Source organism: Proteiniborus sp. MB09-C3, from assembly GCF_030263895.1.
GTDB lineage: Bacteria > Bacillota > Clostridia > Tissierellales > Proteiniboraceae > Proteiniborus.
This window is the reverse complement of sequence record NZ_CP127161.1, coordinates 3248836-3271795: the sequence shown is the minus strand read 5'-3', so window position 1 is coordinate 3271795 and position 22960 is coordinate 3248836. Positions and strand designations below refer to the sequence as shown.

20 protein-coding genes are annotated in these 22960 nt (G+C 33.8%); 18 read left to right on the top strand and 2 right to left on the bottom strand.

Features of this window, described 5'->3' with window-relative positions; genetic code table 11:
* Positions 1–233: 233 nt before the first annotated feature.
* The 5 genes from QO263_RS16275 (at position 234) to nifJ (ending at position 8267) form a co-directional block, all read left to right on the top strand.
* Positions 234–1250, top strand: coding sequence for a LacI family DNA-binding transcriptional regulator (locus tag QO263_RS16275; protein ID WP_285623661.1), 1017 nt, complete (start codon positions 234–236; stop codon positions 1248–1250).
* Between the two features lie 18 nt (positions 1251–1268).
* Entirely contained in the window at positions 1269–2201 is a 933-nt protein-coding gene (locus QO263_RS16270; protein ID WP_285623659.1) for an aldose epimerase family protein, read from the top strand.
* 3 nt (positions 2202–2204) lie between these two features.
* Entirely contained in the window at positions 2205–3191 is a 987-nt protein-coding gene (gene galT, locus QO263_RS16265; RefSeq protein WP_285623656.1) for a galactose-1-phosphate uridylyltransferase, read from the top strand.
* A gap of 18 nt (positions 3192–3209) precedes the next feature.
* On the top strand, positions 3210–4373 hold the full coding sequence (locus QO263_RS16260) for a galactokinase (RefSeq protein ID WP_285623654.1): 1164 nt from the start codon (positions 3210–3212) through the stop codon (positions 4371–4373).
* 372 nt (positions 4374–4745) lie between these two features.
* The gene (gene nifJ / locus QO263_RS16255) at positions 4746–8267 is read left to right on the top strand and encodes a pyruvate:ferredoxin (flavodoxin) oxidoreductase (protein ID WP_285623652.1); all 3522 of its coding nucleotides are present in this window, start codon (positions 4746–4748) and stop codon (positions 8265–8267) included.
* A 208-nt stretch (positions 8268–8475) separates the two neighbouring features.
* Here the strand turns inward: nifJ and QO263_RS16250 are convergent, their stop codons facing one another.
* Positions 8476–9012 (bottom strand): hypothetical protein, encoded by a 537-nt coding sequence (locus tag QO263_RS16250; RefSeq protein WP_285623650.1) that lies wholly within the window; start codon positions 9010–9012, stop codon positions 8476–8478.
* Positions 9013–9323: 311 nt separating this feature from the next.
* A complete protein-coding gene (locus QO263_RS16245; RefSeq protein ID WP_285623647.1) occupies positions 9324–9491 on the bottom strand; it encodes a CDIF630_02480 family spore surface protein in 168 nt (55 codons plus the stop codon).
* A 251-nt stretch (positions 9492–9742) separates the two neighbouring features.
* Here QO263_RS16245 and QO263_RS16240 point away from each other — a divergent pair, with 251 nt between their 5' ends.
* From QO263_RS16240 to QO263_RS16180, 13 genes are all read left to right on the top strand, one after another.
* Positions 9743–10669 carry an acyl-CoA dehydratase activase-related protein gene (locus QO263_RS16240; RefSeq protein WP_285623643.1) on the top strand — a complete coding sequence of 309 codons (927 nt, stop codon included), beginning with the start codon at positions 9743–9745 and terminating at the stop codon, positions 10667–10669.
* Positions 10656–11726 carry a 2-hydroxyacyl-CoA dehydratase gene (locus tag QO263_RS16235; protein ID WP_502928675.1) on the top strand — a complete coding sequence of 357 codons (1071 nt, stop codon included), beginning with the start codon at positions 10656–10658 and terminating at the stop codon, positions 11724–11726. The genes QO263_RS16240 and QO263_RS16235 overlap by 14 nt, the downstream gene beginning before the upstream one ends.
* Positions 11719–12705: an acyl-CoA dehydratase activase gene (locus tag QO263_RS16230; RefSeq protein WP_285623639.1), complete on the top strand. Its 987-nt coding sequence runs from the start codon at positions 11719–11721 to the stop codon at positions 12703–12705. Before QO263_RS16235 ends, QO263_RS16230 begins: the two co-directional genes overlap by 8 nt.
* Before the next feature lie 248 nt (positions 12706–12953).
* Positions 12954–13688 (top strand): GntR family transcriptional regulator, encoded by a 735-nt coding sequence (locus tag QO263_RS16225; RefSeq protein WP_285623635.1) that lies wholly within the window; start codon positions 12954–12956, stop codon positions 13686–13688.
* A gap of 101 nt (positions 13689–13789) precedes the next feature.
* Positions 13790–14977 (top strand): BMP family lipoprotein, encoded by a 1188-nt coding sequence (locus tag QO263_RS16220; protein WP_285623632.1) that lies wholly within the window; start codon positions 13790–13792, stop codon positions 14975–14977.
* 35 nt (positions 14978–15012) lie between these two features.
* Entirely contained in the window at positions 15013–16602 is a 1590-nt protein-coding gene (locus QO263_RS16215) for an ABC transporter ATP-binding protein (RefSeq protein ID WP_285623630.1), read from the top strand.
* A complete protein-coding gene (locus QO263_RS16210; protein ID WP_285623628.1) occupies positions 16583–17686 on the top strand; it encodes an ABC transporter permease in 1104 nt (367 codons plus the stop codon). Before QO263_RS16215 ends, QO263_RS16210 begins: the two co-directional genes overlap by 20 nt.
* Positions 17686–18594 (top strand): ABC transporter permease, encoded by a 909-nt coding sequence (locus QO263_RS16205; protein WP_285623626.1) that lies wholly within the window; start codon positions 17686–17688, stop codon positions 18592–18594. Before QO263_RS16210 ends, QO263_RS16205 begins: the two co-directional genes overlap by 1 nt.
* Positions 18595–18597: 3 nt before the next feature.
* A complete protein-coding gene (locus QO263_RS16200; protein ID WP_285623623.1) occupies positions 18598–19164 on the top strand; it encodes a cysteine hydrolase family protein in 567 nt (188 codons plus the stop codon).
* Between the two features lies 1 nt (position 19165).
* Positions 19166–20113, top strand: coding sequence for a carbohydrate kinase family protein (locus QO263_RS16195; protein WP_285623621.1), 948 nt, complete (start codon positions 19166–19168; stop codon positions 20111–20113).
* A gap of 137 nt (positions 20114–20250) precedes the next feature.
* Positions 20251–21012 carry a nucleoside phosphorylase gene (locus QO263_RS16190; RefSeq protein WP_285623620.1) on the top strand — a complete coding sequence of 254 codons (762 nt, stop codon included), beginning with the start codon at positions 20251–20253 and terminating at the stop codon, positions 21010–21012.
* Positions 21005–21790, top strand: coding sequence for a BtpA/SgcQ family protein (locus QO263_RS16185; protein WP_285623618.1), 786 nt, complete (start codon positions 21005–21007; stop codon positions 21788–21790). Before QO263_RS16190 ends, QO263_RS16185 begins: the two co-directional genes overlap by 8 nt.
* 12 nt (positions 21791–21802) lie before the next feature.
* A complete protein-coding gene (locus tag QO263_RS16180; RefSeq protein WP_285623616.1) occupies positions 21803–22957 on the top strand; it encodes an iron-containing alcohol dehydrogenase in 1155 nt (384 codons plus the stop codon).
* The last annotated feature ends 3 nt before the right edge of the window (positions 22958–22960 follow it).

The window sequence follows — 22960 nt, the reverse complement described above, 5'->3', positions numbered from 1 at the left end:
AATAAGATTTACTGCTTCTTAATCTGGACTTACCCACATTGGCTCTTATAGCCGTTATAATATTATACGGAATAATATTAGGCGAAAATATGTTTGTAATAGGCGTAAGCCCAGAGGTAGCAGCAGTATTAGGTGTAAATATATTATGCTTGTTTATCTTATATCTAGGCTATCTCAACAGACAGGGGGAAATATATTGTTAAAAAGTAAGGCTTATTTTATGAGGTGGGACTATGGAAATTACTATATATGATGTGGCAGAAAAGGCAGGGGTTTCTATTACTACTGTATCAAGAGCCATAAATAATAACTATCCAGTAAAAGAGGAAACAAGGAAAAAAATAGAAGAGGCTATTGAAGAATTAGGATATGTGCCTAATGAAATAGCACGAAGTTTAATACTTAAAAGCACATCTAGTGTAGGAATAGTTGTGCCGGGTATTACTAACCTTTTTTTCCCTACAATAGTTGAAGAGATTAATAGAGTATTGGTAAGTAGTGGATTTACAATGTCTCTATATATCACAGAAGGTGATACAGAAAGGGAAAAGGTAGTAGTTGATAGTATTATTTCAAGAAATATGGATGGAATAATAGCTATTGACCCCTCAATGGAGAACCTGGAGAATAATTATTTCCCTAATTTATCTGAGAAAATTCCTATTATAATCATAAATGGAAATACCAATAAGTATAAATGCAACTTTATTTCTTATGATGAAGAAGTGGGAACTAAAGAAGCTTTTAAGCATCTGCTGCAATTAGGACATAGAGAAATAGCCTTTGTTCGTGGCGATAGGAGTTTGTCCTATGACTTAAAGGAAGATTTATACCGGCAGTTTGTGAAAGATAATAACCTTAACTATGAAAAAATAATATCTGTAGGAATGGGAAATAGTTTGGAAGTAGTAAAAAAGACAGAAGCAATATGTAGAGAGTTTATAAACTCTAAAGATAGAGGAACTGCCATTTTTGCATGTAATGATCTGATGGCTGTAGGAGTAATAAATGCTTGCAATAAAGCTAAAGTCAAAGTTCCTGAGGATATGTCTGTAATTGGTTTTGATAATACATTACTTTCAAGTGTAAATCATCCTAAAATTACAACTGTTGATTTAAATATGCAGGAAATAGGTAAAAATTCAGCGTCAGTGTTAATTGATATGATAAAGGGAAAGCATACGAAAACTAAAAAAGTGGTATATAATACTAAGCTAATAGTTAAAGAAAGCTGTGGTAAAAGAAAATAAATAGGTGGATTTGTGAAAATGGTGCAGATAAGAGACGGAAAGCATTTTAATATGGATGCAATAATAATGGAAAGCAAGTATTTGCAGATTAAAATATTGCCTAAATTAGGTTTCAAAATAGCTTCATTTAAATATATTTCAAAGGATAAAGAATTACTTTTTCAGCCTGAAAAAGGCTCATATGACATACCACATTATGGTGCACCCTTTGAAAAATATGATACTTCAGGATTAGATGAAATGATACCCACTATAGATGAGTGTGTATATAAGGGACGTCAATTGCCAGACCATGGTGAAGTATGGAGCGTACCTTGGAATGTAGAGATTAGGAATAATGCTGTAAGAGGGGAAGTAAAATTAAAAAAACTTCCATTACAATTTCATAAAACTTTGGCATTCCAAGTGGATAATATTTTAAAAATAGATTACAAAGTCAAAAACCTAGAAAATGAAAGTATAGATTTTTTATGGGCATTACATGGACTTAATGTATTTGATGATGGAACAAGGACATTAGTTCCTAAAGAAGCCCAAAGCATATTGAATGTTCACGAAAATGATGTATTAGGAATGATAGGGAAAAAGAACCTTTTCCCTATAGCTAAAAGCATGGCTGAAGACTCAATAGATTTATCTTTACTTAAGAACTATAAGGACAATAGATCCTATAAATATTATTTCTTAGACCAAATAAAAAATGGTGAAGTAGGACTACATTATGAGAATGAAAATATAGTGTATGTTCTGAGATATGATTCTGAAAAAATACCTTATTTAGGTGTATGGGTTACTAAGGGTGGATTTAAAGGGGAGTATAATTGCGCTATTGAGCCTTCAACTGGGCATTATGATTCTTTAGAATTAGCTATTCAAAACGAGAAAGTAACGAGGCTTAAGCCATATGAAGAGTTTTGTTGGACTATATACATGGAAGTTAAGGAGGCTTAGTGTATGGCGGAATTGAGATGGAATCCTTTATTAAAGGACTGGACGATTGTAGCATCCCATAGACAAAATAGACCTCAAATGCCTAAAGCTTGGTGCCCTTTTTGTCCAGGTTCAGGGAAAGTCCCAGAGAATTATGATATATATAGGTATGACAATGATTTTCCTGCATTGGATCAGAGCCCACCAGAACCAGAAAATGTAGGGAGCGATTTTTATAGGACAAAACCTGCTTATGGGAAATGTGAAGTAATATTGTACTCGCCAAAGCATGATGCATTGATATGGGAGCTAGACTTAAAGCATTTGAGAAAACTTGTTGACCTGTGGTGTGAAAGATATATTGAGCTCTCTAAGGATGAAAAAATCAAATATATTTATCCCTTTGAAAACAGAGGGAAAGAGGTAGGGGTGACTATGCCTCATCCTCATGGGCAAATATACGGTTATTCAGTTGTACCCCTAAAATTGCAATTGGAATTAGAATCTTCTAGAGAGTATTATGAAGAAAACAATGAATGCTTAATATGTAGAATGAATAAAGAAGAAGAGGAGTTTCAAAAGAGAATAATCATAGAGAACGAAGACTTTATATGCTACCTTCCATTTTTTACTGATTATCCCTTTGGAGTATTTATAGTTTCTAAGGAACATAGGAGCAAAATGATTGATTTTACAGAAAGAGAAAAGGACAATTTTTCTTCAATTTTAAAAGACATTACAGGTACCTTTGACTCAATTTATGATAAGGTATTTCCTTATATGATGGCAATACATCAAGCACCTGTAAATTCGGCAGAGTATGGGGACTACGATAAGTATTTTCATTTTCATGTGGAATTTTATCCACCTCTAAGAGAATCTGACAAAATAAAGTACAATGCATCCTCAGAGACTGGAGCTTGGGCTAATTGCAATCCAAGAAATGTTGAGGAAACAGCAGAAGAGCTTAGAGAAGCTTATAGAAAATTTTCTAGTAAAAATTCTAAATAATTAAGATGAGGTGTGAAAATGGACTTATCTAGTTTAAAACAGAGGTTTTATATGCTTTACGGTAATAACGGAGAGTCGAGGACGTTCTTTTCTCCCAGTAGGGTGAATTTAATAGGGGAGCATATAGATTATAACGGAGGATATGTATTACCCTGTGCTACCCAATTAGGTACCTATGGCTGTGTCCAAAAAAGAGACGACAATAAAATAAGACTTGTATCTGAGAACTTTGAATTAAAGGTTGAAGTTGATATAGAAGATTTAAAATATGAAAGTGAGCATGGCTGGGCTAATTATCCTAAAGGCGTTATTTTTTTTATGAAAAAAAATGGCTACAAGGTTTCGGGAATGGATATACTGGTATGGGGAAACATTCCAAATGGGGCAGGCCTTTCTTCTTCTGCTTCTTTGGAGCTACTAATAGCTGAAATGATAAACAATCTATTTAATGATGGAGCAATATCTAAAATGGATTTAATCAAGATTTCTCAAAAATCAGAAAATGATTTTATTGGAGTGAAATGCGGTGTAATGGATCAATTTGCTGTAGTCATGGGTAAAGCAAATAATGCTATGCTTTTAGACTGTAATAGTCTAATTTATAAGTACGTGAAAATAAATATTAAAGATTATAAATTAGTTATTATGAACACTAACAAAAGAAGAGAGTTAAATGATTCGAAGTATAATGAAAGAAGAGATGAATGCGAGAAAGCATTGAGTATTCTTAAAAAACATATAAATATAGATAATCTATGTCAGCTTACAATAGAGGAGTTTGAGAAGCTAGAGAAATATTTAGATGAAGACAATATTAAAAATAGAGCTGGTCATGTGGTTTATGAAAATCAAAGGGTTTTAAAGGCTTGTACAGCTTTAGAAAATGGAGACATACTTGAGTTAGGACAATTGCTTATAGAATCCCATTACTCTTTGAAAAATTTATATGGGGTAACAGGTATTGAATTAGATACCATAGTGGGCCTTGCATTAGAACAAGATGGATGTATAGGTGCAAGAATGACAGGTGCAGGATTTGGAGGATGTGCCATAGCTCTTGTAAAAGATGAAGATGTAGGGGATTTTATAGATAAAGTTGGTCAAATGTATAAAAGCAAAATAGGATATGAAGCTGATTTTTATTTGACTGGAATAGGTGACGGAACTAAGGAAATAAGTTAAATATGGAGAAAAGCAGGTCAAATGAGAAATCATATGCGTATGGATATTTTTAGAATTTGTAGAAGAAATATTATTCAGGGGATTTGTATGGGAATATTAAATACGATGTTAGATGGACATATATTCTTTTTTAGTTGTACACAGCTTTAATCAGTAATATACATTTTGGAGATTATTCCGTTCTATTATATAGGACGGATTTTTCGTTTTTTGATTTAATTAAATGTAGAGGTATCAAAAATTATAGACTTTTTGCTAATTGTGCCTTTCGTAATAATCCGTTTTATAAATATGTATTATTCAAGCAAAATATCAAATAATATATCTAGATACTGGTAAACAATATTAAATCATAGGAAAGGTAGGAAGACGATGGCAAGAAAAATGAAAACTATGGATGGGAATCAAGCAGCTGCCTATATATCATATGCATTTACTGATGTAGCAGCAATTTATCCAATTACACCATCTACACCTATGGCAGAAGGAGTAGATGAGTGGGCATCCCATGGAAGGAAAAATTTATTTGGGCAATCGGTAAGAGTAGTAGAGCTGCAATCAGAAGCTGGAGCCTCGGGAGCTGTTCACGGTTCATTACAGGCTGGAGCATTGACAACTACCTATACAGCATCACAGGGGCTTTTGCTTATGATTCCTAATATGTACAAGATAGCAGGAGAACTGCTGCCGGGAGTGTTTCATGTAAGTGCCCGCGCAATTGCAGCTCATGCCCTATCGATTTTTGGAGATCATCAAGACGTGATGGCAACAAGACAGACAGGATTTGCTTTATTAGCTTCTAGTAGTGTTCAAGAGGTTATGGATTTAGCTGGAGTTGCTCATTTAGCGGCTATAAAATCTAGAGTGCCTTTTCTTCACTTTTTTGACGGCTTTAGGACCTCTCACGAGTATCAGAAGGTAGAAATGCTGGAATATGAGGAATTGGGAGATTTATTAGATCATGATGCTTTGAAGGCTTTTAGAGAGCGTGCGTTAAATCCTGAGCATCCTGTAGTTAGAGGAACTGCACAAAATCCTGACGTATACTTCCAAGGAAGAGAAGCAGCTAATCCTTTTTATGACAATGTTCCAGATATAGTGGTAGAATATATGGACAATATCAGTCAGTTGACAGGTAGAAGCTATAAACCTTTTAATTATTACGGTTCAGAAGAAGCAGAGGATATTATTGTAGCCATGGGATCTGCCTGCGATACTATAGAAGAGACTATCGATTATATGCTGGCCAAAGGAGAAAAAGTAGGTTTAATTAAGGTTCATCTCTATCGTCCTTTTTCATCGAAACATTTCTTTGAAGTGCTTCCTTCCTGTGTAAAAAGGATAGCAGTTTTGGATCGGACAAAGGAACCAGGTGCTGTGGGAGAACCTTTGTACCTAGACATAAAGAGTCTTTTTTACAATCAAAAAGACCAACCATTAATCATAGGAGGAAGATATGGATTAGGATCTAAGGATACAACACCTTCCCAAATTATTGCTGTATACAAAAACTTAAGACAGGCCGAACCGAAGGATGGATTTACCATAGGGATTGTAGATGACATAGGAGGGGCTTCGCTTCCTGTAGAGGATATAGTCGATACAACACCAGAGGGAACTATTCAATGCAAGTTTTGGGGATTAGGATCAGACGGAACTGTAGGAGCCAATAAAACTGCTGTGAAAATTATAGGAGATAATACGAACCTTTTTGCTCAAGCTTATTTTTCATATGATAGCAAAAAATCAGGCGGCTCTACAATTTCTCATCTTAGATTTGGGAAAATCCCAATTAAATCTCCTTACTTAATTTATAATGCTGACTATATTGCCTGTCATAATATGTCCTATGTGAATCATTTTGATTTACTAAAGGGAATAAAGGAAAAGGGAATTTTCGTTTTAAACTGTCCATGGACTAATGAAGAGTTGGAAAATAAGCTTCCAGCTTCTCTGAAAAGGGTTATTGCTCAAAATCAGGTTGATTTCTATACCATAGATGCCATGAAAATTGCACATGAGGTAGGATTAGGTAATAGAATCAATATGATAATGCAGGCTGCATTCTTTAAATTGTCTAAGGTGATCCCTATTGAAGATGCAGTAAAATATTTAAAGCAGAACATTGAAACTCTATATGGAAAAAAAGGCGAAAAAATTGTAAGTATGAATAAGAAAGCAGTTGATAGAGGCGTGGACAGTTTAGTTAAGATAGAAGTTCCATCTCATTGGTCTCAAGCACAGGATGAAAGCCTACCTATTAAGGAAGAACCAGATTTCATAAAAAATATTCAAAGACCAATGGCAAGGCATGAGGGAGATGAACTGCCAGTTAGTGCATTTAAGGGAATGGAGGATGGAACTTATCCACTTGGAACAACCTCCTATGAGAAGAGAGGCATTGCTTCTATGATTCCTCAGTGGCAGATAGAAAAATGTATTCAATGTAATCAATGCTCATATATTTGTCCCCATGCGGTAATTAGGCCGTTCCTATTAGATGAGGAAGAAAAGGATAAGGCATCTCATACATTTGAAACCAAAAAGGCAGTTGGTAAAGGGATTGAAAATTTATCTTATCGAATTCAAGTCAGTCCCTTAGACTGTACAGGCTGCGGAAATTGTGCTGATGTGTGTCCTGCGCCAGGTAAGGCTTTAATTATGGTGGAGGCAGATGAGGAAATAGCAACGCAAGAAGAGAACTGGGAATTTGCTATGTCTGTACGTGACAAGGATTATTTAGTGGATAAGAATACGGTGAAAAACAGTCAGTTTTCTAGACCTTTATTAGAGTTTTCAGGAGCCTGTGCTGGCTGTGGTGAAACTGCCTATGTAAAACTGGTGACTCAGCTTTATGGGGATAGGATGATGATTTCCAATGCTACAGGATGTTCTTCTATTTGGGGAGCTAGTGCGCCTTCTATTGCCTATAGCACTACTGTTGATGGAAGGGGACCTTCTTGGGGTAATTCTTTATTTGAAGATAATGCAGAATATGGTTTTGGAATGTCAGTGGCAGTACGTCAGATGCGAGAACGATTAGGTGAGTTGATGAGACAAGGAATTGAGTCAAATCTTGATGAGGAATGTAAAGCAGCTTTTAAGGATTGGCTTGATAATATAGATGATGGGGAACTGTCTAAAAAGGCTTCTCAGAGAGTTCTAGAGATGCTTAAAAAGCATAACCATAAGGATCAAATTACAAGGGAAATATTAGAGAAAAAGGATTATTTAACAAAAAAGTCCATGTGGATTATTGGTGGTGACGGATGGGCTTATGATATAGGCTATGGTGGAGTAGATCATGTATTGGCTACAGGTGAAGATGTAAATCTATTAGTCCTTGATACAGAGATTTATTCTAACACGGGAGGGCAATCTTCTAAGGCTACTCCTACAGCAGCTGTAGCTAAGTTTGCAGCAGCAGGAAAACGAGTTAGAAAAAAAGACTTAGGATTGATGGCAATGAGCTATGGTTATGTCTATGTAGCACAGATTGCTCTAGGTGCTAATATGAATCAAGCTATTAAAGCTATCAGAGAAGCAGAAAGCTACAAAGGACCATCTCTTGTTATTTGCTATGCTCCTTGTATCAGCCATGGTATCAAGACAGGAATGGGAACTAGTGTTGCTCGAGAGAAGAAGGCTGTAGAAGCAGGGTATTGGCATCTTTATAGATATAATCCTCTGCTGAAGGAAGAGGGTAAAAATCCATTTGTTCTTGACTCTAAGGAACCAACAGCGGGCTTTAGAGAATTTATAGAGGGTGAGATTAGATATTCACAGATTATGAATGTATTCCCTGATGTGACAGATGAATTATTTACTCAAGCAGAGAAACATTCAAGAGAAAGATATGAAACCTATAAAAGGCTAGCAGATATGAAGTATTAAGGTTTACAAAGTTCCATAAGACTGACCCCCAATAAGGAAATGTTGAGGAACAGTGGCTACTTAAAAGTAAAAACGGGAGGGATACTAGGGATAACAAAGCACTTAATTATCCTTGAAGCTCTCTCTCGTTTTTACTATATGATTACTGATAAACTTGGAATTGAAAGATGCATATTGTGTTAATTTAGTTAAGAAAAAAGCACTTAATTTATTCTATCCAATATTCATATGGCGCCAAGTCATTATTTGAAATCCTTCTTAATATGGATAGTGCCTCTTCTTTGTTGCTGGCAGGAGCAACTATGCAGCGACCGTCAACAGTAGACCAGCTTTCCTTTTCTCCATTTTCACGGTTTATAAAAACCTGTACAATAAAAGCTTTGAAAAAAGGCTTGGTATGGATTTTACCGAAGGACTCTGAATCCAACCATTCTCCATAATCAAGTGAATCGATTCCACCTTCAAACCGCAGTGTGGGAAGATTGGTTCCTTGGGCCAGTGTATTTTCCATAGTAAATGGATAAGCATCAAACTTTATATTACCGTTAAAGGTATCATCACCAAGCATTTTCCAATGATAGGTTCCATCAATTATTATATTAACCGGTTCACAGAATGATGGATCTCCCAGACTGACCTCAACAGCAGAAATGGTCTTATCAACTTTCATAGGAATAGGAAAAATTAGCAAATAAACAAATGCTATAATTACTCCCCATAGGAGAAATCGATATATTTTTTTCATACATATCCCCCTCAAAAATCAAATAATACTCACTCACAATTCAGTCACAAATTCTAAATTATCGCTTTACCTCTGTGAAAAAACTCTTTGTTGATTGCATTATATCATAGCCTGCATATTCATGCTATTTCTATTTTTTCAAACACTCTACAATGTTTCGACAGGTGGAAATCAGCTATAACTGCGTTGAGGCAATTAGATTACCAGATATCAATGAAAACAACAGCAAAGAGGCATAGCCATAATGACTATGCCGTATGCTGTATAGATATTTCTTTATTAGAGCGTGTTAATCAGAGCTTATTAAAATCTTATTTCTGATTACTGTCCACCCATTCTTTAGCATTTTCTACTTGATGGAAGTTAGGTATAGGAACTTTAGAAACTGGCTGCTGGCTTTCAATATTTGCCCAAGCAGCAGTATTTTGTTTTTCAATAGGAATTCCTATATGTTTTTCCTTCTTATTATTTTTTGTCACTGTTATCACCTCTTTATTATTATTTTCAATAAGGACGAAAGTATGTAGTACAAGAAGATTTGAAATTCATTATTATATAATAGAAAGATAAAAGCAGAGATCTACAATAGATGTCTGCTTTTTCTATGTTTTGTTGACATATATTCCTTTAAATCTTTCACAAATTAAAATATAATAATATTGATGGAGTTTTTTTAGCACTTTTTATATATGCATAAAATTAGACTTTACAAACTAGGGAGATGATATTGGTGAAGATAGGTATACCTAGAGCATTATTATATTACAAATACAGTTATCTTTGGGAGACTTTTTTTGAAGAGCTTGGGATAGAATATATTGTTAGTCCAGATACGAACAAAGAGATTATTAATAAAGGCATGACCTATGCAATTGACGAAGCCTGTCTTTCTTCTAAAATATATTTAGGTCATGTTGAATGGCTAATAGATAAATGTGATTATATACTTGTTCCACGTGTTTCAAACTATGGAAGCGCTGGAACTGTATGCACAAAATTTCAAGCCATATACGATATAGTAAAAAACACTTTCAGAGACAGGAATATTAATATATTGTACTATAATATAGATGTTAAAAGTGCTGACTTTGAAGTCAGAGCTTTTCTAAAGATGGGAAAGGTGCTTAATAAAAGAAAATCTCAATGTATGAGAGCTTATTTAATAGCAAAACAAGCTGAAAAAACTGCCAAGATCATGGACGAAAAATATCAGGAGCAATTGCTTAATGAAAATAAAATCAAAATCCTTTTAATAGCACATCACTACAATATTAATGATAAATATATCGGTGCACCTATTATTGATTATATTCGAGATACAGGAGCTGTACCTATAATAGGTGATATTGCTAATAAAAAGGAGGCAATTGAAAAATCATATGAAATAACAGAAACTCTTCCATGGGAATATAATAAAGAATTAATTGGTTCAATTGCGATGTACAAAGATAGAGTTGATGGAATCATACTCATAAGCTCGTTTAATTGCGGACCAGATTCCTTAGTCAATGAAATCATAATTAGACGTGTAAAGGACAAGCCCATACTTAATCTCATAGTAGATGGGCAAGAAGGAAGTGCAGGTATGGAAACTAGATTAGAAAGCTTCTTAGATATAATCAAATTTAAAAAGGATGATTACAGTGGAATTATATAAAGTTTCTTTTCCTCAATTGGGAAATTATAATGTGCCTTTAGAAATTCTATTTACAGTAGGCTTAGAGGTCGAGTACATCATGCCGCCGCCTATTACTAAAAGAACCTTGGAACTAGGCAGCCGTCACAGTCCTGAATTTGTCTGCGCTCCATTTAAATATACACTTGGAAATTTTTTAGAGGCTATAGAATCAGGTGCCAATACACTAGTACAAACTGGAGGAGTATGTAGATTAGGATATTATGGAGAGCTTGACGAGCAAATACTCAAGGATTTAGGCTATAATGTGCGATTTGTAAACATGGCAAAGGCTAAGTATTCAAATCCTATTACATTTTATAATGAATTTAAAGAAATAAATCCTAATATGTCCTTAAAAAAGATAGCTAAGATTCTTCCAGTAGTGTTAAAAATGGTTGAATATATAGATGAAATAGAAGATTATATACGAAAAAATATTGGCTTCGAAGTCGAAGTAGGCTCTTTTAATAGAGTCCATGAAGAATTCCTATCAGAGCTTAGAGCTGTAAGAAATAAGGAAGAACTGAATAATATTTATAATAAATTCATGAAGAGTTTCAAGGGAATCAAGGTTAACAAGCCTAAAAATCCACTTAGGGTCGGAATAGTAGGTGAGTATTATACTATTATAGAGCCCTTCAGCAACCATTACATTGAAAAAGAGCTAGCTCAAATGGGAATAGTAGTTGACAGATGGATGAATATTACAAATTCACTGCTTCATCGTCCTGAGAAAAAGGCAAAGGAGCATATAAAAAAATATGCTAAGTATGATATGGGAGCTACAAGTATGTATAGCATAGACAAGGCATTGGAATTTGCTAAAAAAGGTTATGATGGAATAATCCATATAAAATCAGCAGGCTGCACACCTGAAATTGATGCCATGTCTGTACTGCAAAACATAAGTACTGATTATAAAATACCCATACTATATTTTAGCTTTGATTCACAGACCAGTGATACAGGAATACAAACTCGTCTTGAAGCATTTTATGACATGATAACTATGAGGAAGGAGAAGCAAAATGAATAAGGCTTATTTGGGAATAGATATTGGCTCTATTTCTACTAAGGGAGTTATTATTGATGAAGATAACAATATTGTTGCTAAAGAATACCTATGGTCAGAAGGAGATCCTGTAGGAGCCGTGAAGCGCCTTTTAGTATCTCTAAATCAACAAATTGACATGGACAAATATCAGATTGTAGCAGTGGGAACAACAGGCAGTGCTCGTAAACTAATAGGGGTAATGACTGAGGCAGCAGTTGTAAAAAATGAAATAACAGCCCATGCAATAGGTACCACATCACTTTATCCGGATGTACGTACTGTTTTTGAAATAGGAGGTCAAGATTCCAAGATTATATTAATTGAAAATGGAATAGTTGTAGATTATGCAATGAATACCCTCTGTGCAGCGGGAACAGGTGCCTTTTTATCCAGTCAGGCACATAGACTAGGAATTAAAGTAGAAGAATTTGGGCAAATAGCATTAAAATCTAAGAAACCGACACAGATAGCTGCTCGCTGTACAGTTTTTGCAGAATCGGATTTGGTTCACAAAGCACAAATTGGTTATAAAAAAGAAGATATTATTGCTGGCTTATGCAAGTCAGTTGTTCTTAATTACCTCAATAATGTAGGTAAGGGTAAAAAAATAGTTCCTCCAATAGTTTTTCAAGGAGGAGTAAGTAAAAATGAAGGTGTAGTAAAAGCATTTGAAGCTGTTACTGGATATCCAGTAACAGTAGACCCAAATAGTCATCTAATAGGTGCATTAGGTGTGGCTATATTGGCAAAGAAATCTAGAATAGAAAAGACTTTTACATTTGATATAGCAAACATTGAATTTATCACAAAGGGAGTAGAATGTGGAAAGTGTTCTAATAATTGTGAAATCATATGCATATATAAGGATAATGAACTCATAGATGCTTGGGGTAACAAATGTGATAATGGAGCTATAAATATGCGAAGAGACAAGAAAAATACATTGTCAGCTTCCTTTTAGTATTTAAACAAAAAGAGCAACTTAGCTTGCTCTTTTTTTATTGAGAAAAATAGCTTGGATTTTCTATTTTGATATACTATATCGCTTAAAAGTATATGCTATTTCATAAAAAGCATACAAAAATCATCAATAAACATTAAAAAATGTTTAAAAGTATTGACTATTGAAAACGTATACATTAAAATAAACGTAAGTGGATATATCAACATAATAACATAATGATATAGAAAGAAATTAGGAGGTGAAAAATGGAGATTTTTAATTCAATGGTACCTAAATATTATATCATCAAAAATAGAATAATAGAGATGATAAATAGTGAAGAAATTACTGAAGCTGGAATGATTCCAAGTGAAAGAGAACTAGTGTCTATGTTTAATGTAAGTAGAATCACTGTAAAAAGAGCTATAGATGAATTAGTCAATGAAGGTTATCTGTATAGGATACAAGGAAAAGGGACCTTCATAAAATCAGATGAAGGGAATCATGATCTTGTTTCTCTTATGAGCTGTACTCAAGATATCATAAGGATGGGAATGACGCCATCGAAGAAATTAATATTTCATTCTGTTCAAGAAGCCGATGCAGTTCGTGTTAAAAGACTTCAATTGGCTAAGGGCGATAAAGTTCTAATGCTAAAAAGAGTATATTATGCAGACAATGAGCCATTAAACTACACTACTACATATCTTCCATGCAAAGTATTTCTTGGCATTGAAGATTATGATTTTAGCAAAGAATCAATATATGATGTAGTAGAAAATAAATATGGCGTTAAAATTACAAAGACTCAAAGAACCCTAGAAGCTGTTTTAGCTATCGATGAAGCGGCAGATCATTTAGAACTAGTTCAGAAAGAGCCAGTAATACTGTTTAGGGCCGTAACTATGGGAATAGTTAATGGCAAAGAAATTCCAATAGAAACCTTTAAAAGCTTTTATAGAACTGATAGATTTAAATTCTATATAGATCAAGTAAAGTAAATGTTGGACAAGCACAGTGAAGGCAAATCCTTGTTTTAAGCGGTGTATTATCAGCCGTTTCGAAATAAAAAATATTTTTGAGTAAAAAGAGGGGGAACAAAATGTCAAAGATTAAATCTTCAAAAAAAATAATTGTAATGCTTTCAATGTTAATGGCTGTAAGCCTAGTGTTTACAGGTTGTGGTGGCAGCAATAGTTCAACTGAAAATGATCTTGGTATTGCTCTAATAACATCAGCTGCAGGACCAAATGATAATGGTTACAATGCCTCAGCGATTAAAGGATTAGAAAAAGTAAAAAATGATTTTGGTATTAACTATAGAGTAGTTGAATCAACAGATATCCCTGGCAGTCTTGCAGAATTAGCAAAAGCAGGATATAAGCTTGTATTCTCACTAGAATACAATTTTGATGCCCTAATCAGTGGTGTTGGCGGAGGAAAGCCAATAGCAGAGCAATATCCTGATACGACTTTTGTCATTTTTAATGATAATCCAAACTTAAATGAAGACGGAACAGCTAAGCATAAAAATGTAGTTTCAGTTCTATTTGATGTTCATGAAGCATCATTTTTAGCTGGTGCATTAAGCGTACTAGTAAACGAAAACCATGATGTATTGTTCAATGAAGCTGATTATAATTTTACAAAAGACGATCAAGGAAGAAAAATTGGATTCTTTGGTGGTACAAAATCTAATGGAATCACAGTATTTGGTTATGGCTTTGCAGAAGGTATAGACTACATGGCTAAAAAGCTTGGAGTTAATTACTCATATATAAGTGATTATAATGTTGGATTTGGCGATTCAGCAGCAGGAGCTACAAAAGCAAACACATATTACTCAGAAGGAGCTAATATAATATTCTCAGTTGCAGGAGCTGTAGGAGACGGAGTAACATCAAAAGCTAAAGAAGTTAAAAAGCTAGCAATTGAAGTAGATGCTGATAAAGATAATAATCAACCAGGCTATGTATTGACAAGTGTATTAAAAAATACTGAAGTGCCTGTATATAGCATTGCAGAAAATTATAAGAATAACACAATGGATAAAATTCAAGGTCAGTCAATAAGCTATAATTTAGAATCAAAGGCAACAGGAATTACTGATTTGTCAGTTATTGAGTCAAAGGTAACAGAATCAGGACAAGCTAAATTGGAAGAAATCAAAGCTGAATTACAAGATATAGCAAATAAAATTGCAGCTGGTGAAATAAAAGTAACTAATGCTCAAGCAGGAGAAGAGTTCAATAAAGCTAACTTAAATAATGTGTCAATGCCAAATGACTAGAATCCAATAATAAGTATCTGATAAGAGGAGATATCATGAATAAGATAGAGACTTTTAATTTAACAAAAAAATTTGGTGATTTTATTGCAAATGATAATATTAATATTTCCATCAAGGAAGGTGAGATTACTGCAATTGTAGGCGAAAATGGAGCTGGTAAAACGACCTTGATGAATATGTTATATGGATTATTACAGCCGACAAGTGGAAAAATCCATATAAATGGCAAATCGGTAAATTTTAAGTCTCCTATAGATGCAATTGAACACGGTATAGGTATGGTGCACCAGCACTTTAAGCTGGTGCCCAGCCTTACAGTTTTTGAAAATATTATGCTTGGAATTGAAATAAAAAAGAAAGTTAAAATCGGGAAAGAATTCAAGTTAAATAGCTTTATAATCGATAAAAAGAAAGAAAAGGAAGAAGTACAGAAGATTATAGACCTTTATAAATTTGATTTGAATCCTGATGATAAAGTTGAAAATATTTCTATAGGAGCAAAGCAAAGAATTGAAATACTGAAAATGCTATATAGAAACGTTGATATTCTCATATTTGACGAGCCCACAGCAGTGCTTACACCACAAGAAGTAGATGAAATTCTAGAAAGCTTTAGGGAACTTAAGAAACAAGGTAAGACAATAATTCTCATAACACACAAGCTAAGAGAAGTAATGGATGTTAGTGACAATGTTATTGTCATAAAGCGTGGCAAGGTTTTAGGCGGTAAAAAGACTAAAGATACATCCAGTGAGGAGCTGGCAAGTTTAATGGTGGGAAGAGAGGTTCTAGTAAATGTTAACAAAGATAGGGCTAAAAAAGAAGGAGCCTCTGTTGTATATGAGCTTAGGAATATCTCCACTGAGCCTCAGCCTGGCAAGAAATGCTTAGATGGCATAAGCTTCAAGATTCATGAAGGTGAGATATTAGGTATAGCTGGAGTAGAAGGCAATGGACAAAGTGAACTAGTGAAGGTGATTACTGGTTTAATGGAATCATCAGAAGGCGAAATCTATATAAATGGTAAAGATATAACTAATAAATGGCCTAAGGAAATTAGAAAATCTGGCGTAGGCATCATACCTGAGGATAGATATGCTCAGGGATTATGTAGAGATATGAAGCTATCAGAAAATATAATAGCAGGTTATCATGATAGAGAAGAATACTCAAGGCATGGCTTTATGAAATTTAATAAAATAAAAGAGAAAACAAATAATCTTATACACAAGTATGATATAAGAGTTGCAGATAAAGATGGAAATGTATCACAGCTGTCAGGCGGCAATGCACAGAAGGTAATAATTGCAAGAGAATTTGAGTCTGATCCAAGCTTATTGATAGCTTCCCAACCCACTAGAGGTGTGGATATAGGATCAATTGAATTTATTCATAATAGAATACTGAAATTTAGAAAAAGGAACAAGGCTATTCTTTTAGTATCAAGTGAATTATCCGAGATAATGAACCTAAGTGATAGAATAGCAGTTATGTACAAAGGAAAAATAATTGACATCGTAAATGCAGAAGAGACAACAGCTTCCGAGCTAGGATTACTCATGGCGGGAATTGGTAAAAACAAAGAATTATGCAAGGGGGATGAAGATGAAGTCAATAGAAAATAAATCTAAAAAGATAACTGGTATACTAATCCCTATTCTTGCAGCATTTATTTTAGGCGCTGTATTGATAATCTCCATAGGAGAGAACCCCATATTAACATATAAAATAATGATTCAAAAGTCTTTATTTGATTCATCGGGCATACTAAAGACTCTACATTTTGCCTCTCCTTTAATATTGACTGGTCTAGCTATAGCTATTACATTTAAAGCTAATATTTTCAATATGGGAGTTGAAGGTGCAGCTGTATTAGGAGGCTTCTTTGCTGGGGTAGTTGGCTTTTCAGTACATGGTCTGCCACCTATATTACACGTTATTTTATGTCTATTAACTGGGGTTTTGACGGGTATGCTATTTACATTGATACCAGCAATCCTAAAGGCATATTTCAAAGCTGATGAAATGGTAGTTACATTGATGCTTAACTATGTAGTATTTGAGCTGGTAAAATATCTGTCTCAAGGAGTATATAGAGATCCTGCCTCAGGCTATGTAGCCACATATGCAATTTCTTCAAGCGCAATGTTCAATAAATTATTTGGAACAGATATTACTATTTTCTTTTTCATTGCATTATTAGCTTTTTTCATACTTTATATAGTATTTAAAAAGACGAAATTAGGCTATGAAATAACTGCAATAGGAAAAAATCCAGAGTTTGCCGAAGCAATGGGTATGAAAGTAAGTACAAATATTATAAAGATAATGCTTATAAGCGGAGCATTAAGTGGACTGGCAGGCGCTGGTTATCTAATGAGTGAAAAATATAGATTTACTTTAGATTTCTCTGGTAATCCTGGTTTAGGCTGGGATGGTATGCTTATCGCCTTATTAGGAAGCCATAATCCAATAGGTGTATTAATTGCTTCTATATTCTATGCTGCCTTAAAAACAGGCAGTGAATATATAGGAATATATACAAGCGTTCCAAAGGATATTGTTGCAATTATTCAAGGACTGTTAATACTATTCTTATCAGCAAAATTTGTAAGTGATAAGTTTAATATTACTGGATTAATCAAGAATAAAATCAATAAGAAAAAATCAGCAAGCATAAAATTAAATGAAAATGGAGGGAAGCAATAATGAGACTACTAGACAATATATTGTACGATATGGTATATCATAGTACCCCTCTAATTTTAGCAGTATTGGGAGGATTGTTTGCTTATAAGGCTAATGTGCTTAATATTGGACTTGAGGGAATGATATTGATGGGGGCATTTTCTAGTTCTCTCCTTATTCTACTGTTTGGAAATTATTATCTAGGAATTATATTAGCCATAATTTGCACTTTGATTGTAGGATTAGTGTTCTCAATATTTAGCATATCTCTAAAGAGTAATTTTATCATTACTGGATTTGGTTTAAATATTTTAGTATCTGCTATTTGCACTTTTATATTGAAATTTAAAAAACTGCCAAATATAAATATTACTCATTTAGTAAATATAAATGATTTAAAAATTAAATTACCTATTATTAAAGACATACCTGTTTTGTCAAGCTTATTAAGCGGTCATACTCCAATAACATATTTAAGTATAGCTTTAATTTTCATAGTTGCTATTGTACTGTATAAGACTAAATTTGGAGTACATCTTAGAGTTGTAGGAGAAAATGAAGAAGCTGCAAAATCAGTTGGTATTAAAATCAATCATTATAAATATGCGGCAATTTTAATAGGGGCATTATTATGTGCTTTAGCAGGTATAAATTTATCCTCTGAAAGAATGGCATTATTTACAGACAACATGATAGCAGGAAGAGGATTTATAGCAATTGCAGCAATCTACTGTGGAAAAGCAAGCCCTTATAAGTCATCTGTTTACGCTATAATATTTGGATTAGCTAAATCTCTAGCTATTAATCTTGGCTTATATGCAGGTCCTATATCAGGATTATTTGAAATGATTCCTTATTTGATGATAGTGCTTGTACTATTCATAGTATCAGGAATTAGCAGCAAAAAAACTAATTTAAGGGGGTTTTAATTAGTGAATAAAACAGCCTTATTAATAATAGACATGGTAAAAGACTTCACTGATCCAGAGGGACTAGTTTTCTATCCACAAAACCGAGAAGTTTTGCCGAGAATAAAGAAAGTCCTTGAGGAGTGTAGAAAAAAAGATATATTAGTCATATTTTTTAGACATAGCTATAGGAAAAACAAATTTGATAAAAACCTGATTAATATGAGACCCAATTGTATCGAGGGCAGTGGCGGAGATGAAATAGATCAAATGCTTACTGTTGATGAAGAAAAAGACTATGTTATTAAAAAAAGAAGATATAGTGGATTCTTCGGAACAGATTTAGACTTAGTACTAAGAGAAAATAATATTGAAAATGTTATTATAACAGGAACTAAGACCAATTGCTGCATAAGAGCAACGGTTACAGATGCCTATTATTTAGACTATAACGTATATGTTGTATCTGACTGTGTGGCAACTAATGATGATGTAGTAAATGATGTTCATTTATCTGATATTAAAAAGTACTTTGGAAAAGTAGTATCATCAGAAGAGCTTTCTGAACTTCTTGAAAAAGGAGAGCTATAGGATGAAGTACGACATAGTTACTAGCGGATATATTAGCATGGATAGGATTATAAAAGTAGAGAGCCCCTTGGAAATTGGATACACTTCTATTATTTCCAATTCAGATAACACGAAAGTTTATTATGGAGGCTGCCCGATTAATATTTCATGTATACTAGGAAAATTGGGATTAAAAGCACTGCCCATAATAAGAGTTGGTGAAGACGCTGATACTGCTGAGTTTATAAAATATTTAGAATCAGCAAATGTAATTCTTGATGCAGTTGATGTAATTAAAGGTGAGTCATCATCAAATTGCTATATTGTTTCTGATAAAAATAATAATCATGTCACTATTTTTTATCCCGGAGCAATGGATTCAAAGTATAGCAAGGATATGGCTGATGAGTTTTTTGCAGCTTCAAAGCTAGGAGTACTGACAGTAGGCTCATATAAAGATAACTTGGAATTCTACAATAAGTGCAAAAAATATAAATTGCCTATAGTCTTTGGTACAAAGCTAGATTATGATGCATTTCCTAAAGATTTTCTTAAAGAAATTATGCTTAATAGCAAGATCATCTTTTCCAATGAGTCAGAAGCAAAGGACATCATATCAATTATGGATATCGATGATATTACCGATTTATTTAAGCTCGGCTCTGCGGAAATTATAGTAACGACTTTAGGTGAGAATGGAAGTCAATATTACGCAAAAACTACCACAGGCTTTGAAACTGAAAAAATCAGGCCATGCAAGGCTGAAAGAGTAGCAGATGCTACTGGTGCAGGTGATGCATATATTTCAGGATTTTTATATGGATATCTTAATGATAAAAGTATTAGGGAATCCTGCTATATGGGCAGTGTAATGTCTTCCTTTATTATAGAAAGCGTTGGATGTACTACTAATGCACCAAGCTATGAGGTATTTTCTAAACGATATGAAGCATATTTAAAGAGTATCTAGAAATCATTTATTTTAACTGACATAACAGATTAAATTAATGCAGGTAGATATCTCAAATATTTAATAGAATATTAAGGCATTATTTTATTATTTTGGTTAAAAAGTTTGGACTAAAATTTAAAGGAGAGGAGATATTTATGTCTACTTTATATTTAAAGGCTAGTAAAGAGGATATATCAAAATACGTAATATTTTCAGGAGATCCTTGGAGAGTTGAAATATTACAAAAATTACTGGATAATCCAAAGCATATAGCTTTTAGCAGGGAATTTAACACATATACAGGAACATATAAGGGTGTTCCTATTACAATATCCTCAACTGGAATAGGTGCTCCTTCTGCCGCTATTGCTATGGAAGAACTATATGATTGTGGAATGGAAGTAGCGGTAAGAATGGGAACTGTAATGGGTTTAAAAGATGATATGTTAGGCAAATTATTGATACCGAATGGCGCTATGAGAATGGAATCAACCAGTGATACTTATGCACCTAAAGGTTTTCCAGCAGTAGCTAACATAGATTTAATAAACTCCATGAATAGAAGTGTATTATCAAATAACAGAAAATATATAAATGGCATTACATGTACTATGGATGGTTTTTATAGTCAAATGAGAGAATCCAGATTATCAAAAAAGATGAATACCGATATATTAAAGACATTTGACGATATTGAAAAATACAATATATCTGGTGTTGATATGGAAACCAGCTTAATGCTTGTTTTAGGTAATTTAATGGATATTAAAGTATGTAGCGTGACTATGACAACTGTTCTAAGAAACTTAAAAGAAGTTCTTGAAGGTGAAGATAGAAAGAAGGCTGAAGAGGATTTATGTAAAATAGTCCTTGATGGGATTATTATTTATGATAGAGAGGGATACAAATATGAATAAATTAGACTTTAATAAAAAACTAATTATAGGAATGGTACATTGCTTGCCTTTTCCTGGTACAGTTAAATATAAGGATAATATGTCAGAAATAATTTCCCAAGCAATAAACGATGCTATTACACTTGAAAAGGCTGGCGCTGATGCCATCATTATCGAAAACATGGGAGATGACCCATTCAACATTAAACTAGACAATATCCAAGTGGCAGCTTTGGCATCAGTGGGTACACTGGTTGCAGAAAAGGTCAATATACCTATTGGAATTGACGCCGCTATGAATGATTATGAAACAGCATTATCTATAGCTAAAATCATCAATGCTGATTTTGTTAGGATACCAGTATTTGTTGATACTGTAGAGTTTTATGGTGGAATTATTAAGCCAGTTGCAAGAGAAGCATTATTATATAGAAAGCAAATAGGAGCAGAAAATGTGAAGATATTTGCAGATATTCAAGTTAAACATACTCATATGGTGCTTCCAACTGTTTCTATAGAAGATTCAGCAGGTGCAGCTATTAGCTGTGGAGCTGATGCTATTATTGTTACAGGAACTCACATAGGTAAAGAGACACCTATTGAAATAATTAAAAAGGTAAAAGCTATGTCCTCTATTCCTGTTATAGCTGGAAGTGGAGTCAATAAAAACAATGTAAAAGAACAGTTAGGTATAGCTGACGGAGCTATTATTGGCTCTGCATTAAAAGTCGGCGGTGTAATTACAAACCCAATTTCTTATGAACTAACAAAGGAAATTGTAGATAATCTAAATAAATAGGAGTGAAATCAAATGATGAGACCAATGAAACTAGCAGGTAAGGAGCTTATGTTCGGAGCAGGCTGCTTAGAGCACCTGAAAACATTAAAGGGCAGTAAAGCCTTTATTGTCACAGGCGGGACAAGCATGAAAAAAAGTGGAATACTTCAAAAGGTTATAGACTACCTAAAAGAAGCTAATATTGACAGCACTGTATTTTCTGGTGTTGAACCAGATCCTTTATTCAGCACTGTAGAGAAAGGTGCTAATGCTATGAAAGAATATAAGCCAGACATTATAATAGGTCTAGGCGGAGGTTCAGCAATGGATGCTGCAAAGGCTATGTGGATATATTATGAAAACGAAGAATTAAAAACCTTACATGATATATTGCCTCCAAACGAATTCCCTAAATTAAGAAATAAGGCTTACTTAGTATGTATACCTTCCACAAGTGGAACAGCAAGTGAAGTAAGCAGGTCAATAGTTATTACAGAAGACGAAACTCATAAAAAATACGGCATTGGAAATATGGAGATGATGCCTGATATAGCAATATGTGATCCAGCTGTTACTGTTTCTATGCCTGATAAAATCACAGCTGAAACAGGAATGGATGCATTAGCCCACGCATTAGAAGCCTGGGTGTCAAATAGAGCTAATCATGTCAGTGATATACTTGCAGAGGCAGCAGTTAAGGATATAGTAGAATATTTACCTAGAGTATTTGAAGATAGAAATAGTTTAGAATACAGAGAAAAAATGCTGAATGCTTCATTAGTAGCTGGAATGGCATTCACTAATGTATCTTTAGGAATAGTTCATTCAATGGCTCACACTTTAGGAAGCCTTTATGGTCTTGCACATGGATTGTTGAATGCTGTTTTACTCCCATTTGTTATGGAGTTTAATAGCCAAAATATTGAGGCCAAGGATAAATATGAAAGACTGGCTGCTAATTTAAATAAAAATATGGATTTAATAAGTACAGTAAAGGAATTAAATAGTAAGGTAAATAATCCATCTACCTTGAGTGATTTAATACCAGATGAAAAGAGCTATCTTGAGAATATGGATACAATGATAGATATGGCCTTAGCAGATGGATGTACAAAGACAAATCCAATTATTCCAACAAGAGAAGAATTGCGTGATCTATATTTATATTCATATTACGGAAGAAGGTAGGTA

Excerpts from the sequence above, each read along its gene's own strand:
- QO263_RS16275 (WP_285623661.1), top strand. The coding sequence starts at position 234 with ATGGAAATTACTATATATGATGTGGCAGAAAAGGCAGGGGTTTCTATT.
- QO263_RS16270 (WP_285623659.1), top strand. The coding sequence starts at position 1,269 with ATGGTGCAGATAAGAGACGGAAAGCATTTTAATATGGATGCAATAATA.
- galT (WP_285623656.1), top strand. The coding sequence starts at position 2,205 with ATGGCGGAATTGAGATGGAATCCTTTATTAAAGGACTGGACGATTGTA.
- QO263_RS16260 (WP_285623654.1), top strand. The coding sequence starts at position 3,210 with ATGGACTTATCTAGTTTAAAACAGAGGTTTTATATGCTTTACGGTAAT.
- nifJ (WP_285623652.1), top strand. The coding sequence starts at position 4,746 with ATGGCAAGAAAAATGAAAACTATGGATGGGAATCAAGCAGCTGCCTAT.
- QO263_RS16250 (WP_285623650.1), bottom strand. The coding sequence starts at position 9,012 with ATGAAAAAAATATATCGATTTCTCCTATGGGGAGTAATTATAGCATTT.
- QO263_RS16230 (WP_285623639.1), top strand. The coding sequence starts at position 11,719 with ATGAATAAGGCTTATTTGGGAATAGATATTGGCTCTATTTCTACTAAG.
- QO263_RS16225 (WP_285623635.1), top strand. The coding sequence starts at position 12,954 with ATGGAGATTTTTAATTCAATGGTACCTAAATATTATATCATCAAAAAT.
- QO263_RS16220 (WP_285623632.1), top strand. The coding sequence starts at position 13,790 with ATGTCAAAGATTAAATCTTCAAAAAAAATAATTGTAATGCTTTCAATG.
- QO263_RS16215 (WP_285623630.1), top strand. The coding sequence starts at position 15,013 with ATGAATAAGATAGAGACTTTTAATTTAACAAAAAAATTTGGTGATTTT.
- QO263_RS16210 (WP_285623628.1), top strand. The coding sequence starts at position 16,583 with ATGAAGTCAATAGAAAATAAATCTAAAAAGATAACTGGTATACTAATC.
- QO263_RS16205 (WP_285623626.1), top strand. The coding sequence starts at position 17,686 with ATGAGACTACTAGACAATATATTGTACGATATGGTATATCATAGTACC.
- QO263_RS16195 (WP_285623621.1), top strand. The coding sequence starts at position 19,166 with ATGAAGTACGACATAGTTACTAGCGGATATATTAGCATGGATAGGATT.
- QO263_RS16190 (WP_285623620.1), top strand. The coding sequence starts at position 20,251 with ATGTCTACTTTATATTTAAAGGCTAGTAAAGAGGATATATCAAAATAC.
- QO263_RS16185 (WP_285623618.1), top strand. The coding sequence starts at position 21,005 with ATGAATAAATTAGACTTTAATAAAAAACTAATTATAGGAATGGTACAT.
- QO263_RS16180 (WP_285623616.1), top strand. The coding sequence starts at position 21,803 with ATGATGAGACCAATGAAACTAGCAGGTAAGGAGCTTATGTTCGGAGCA.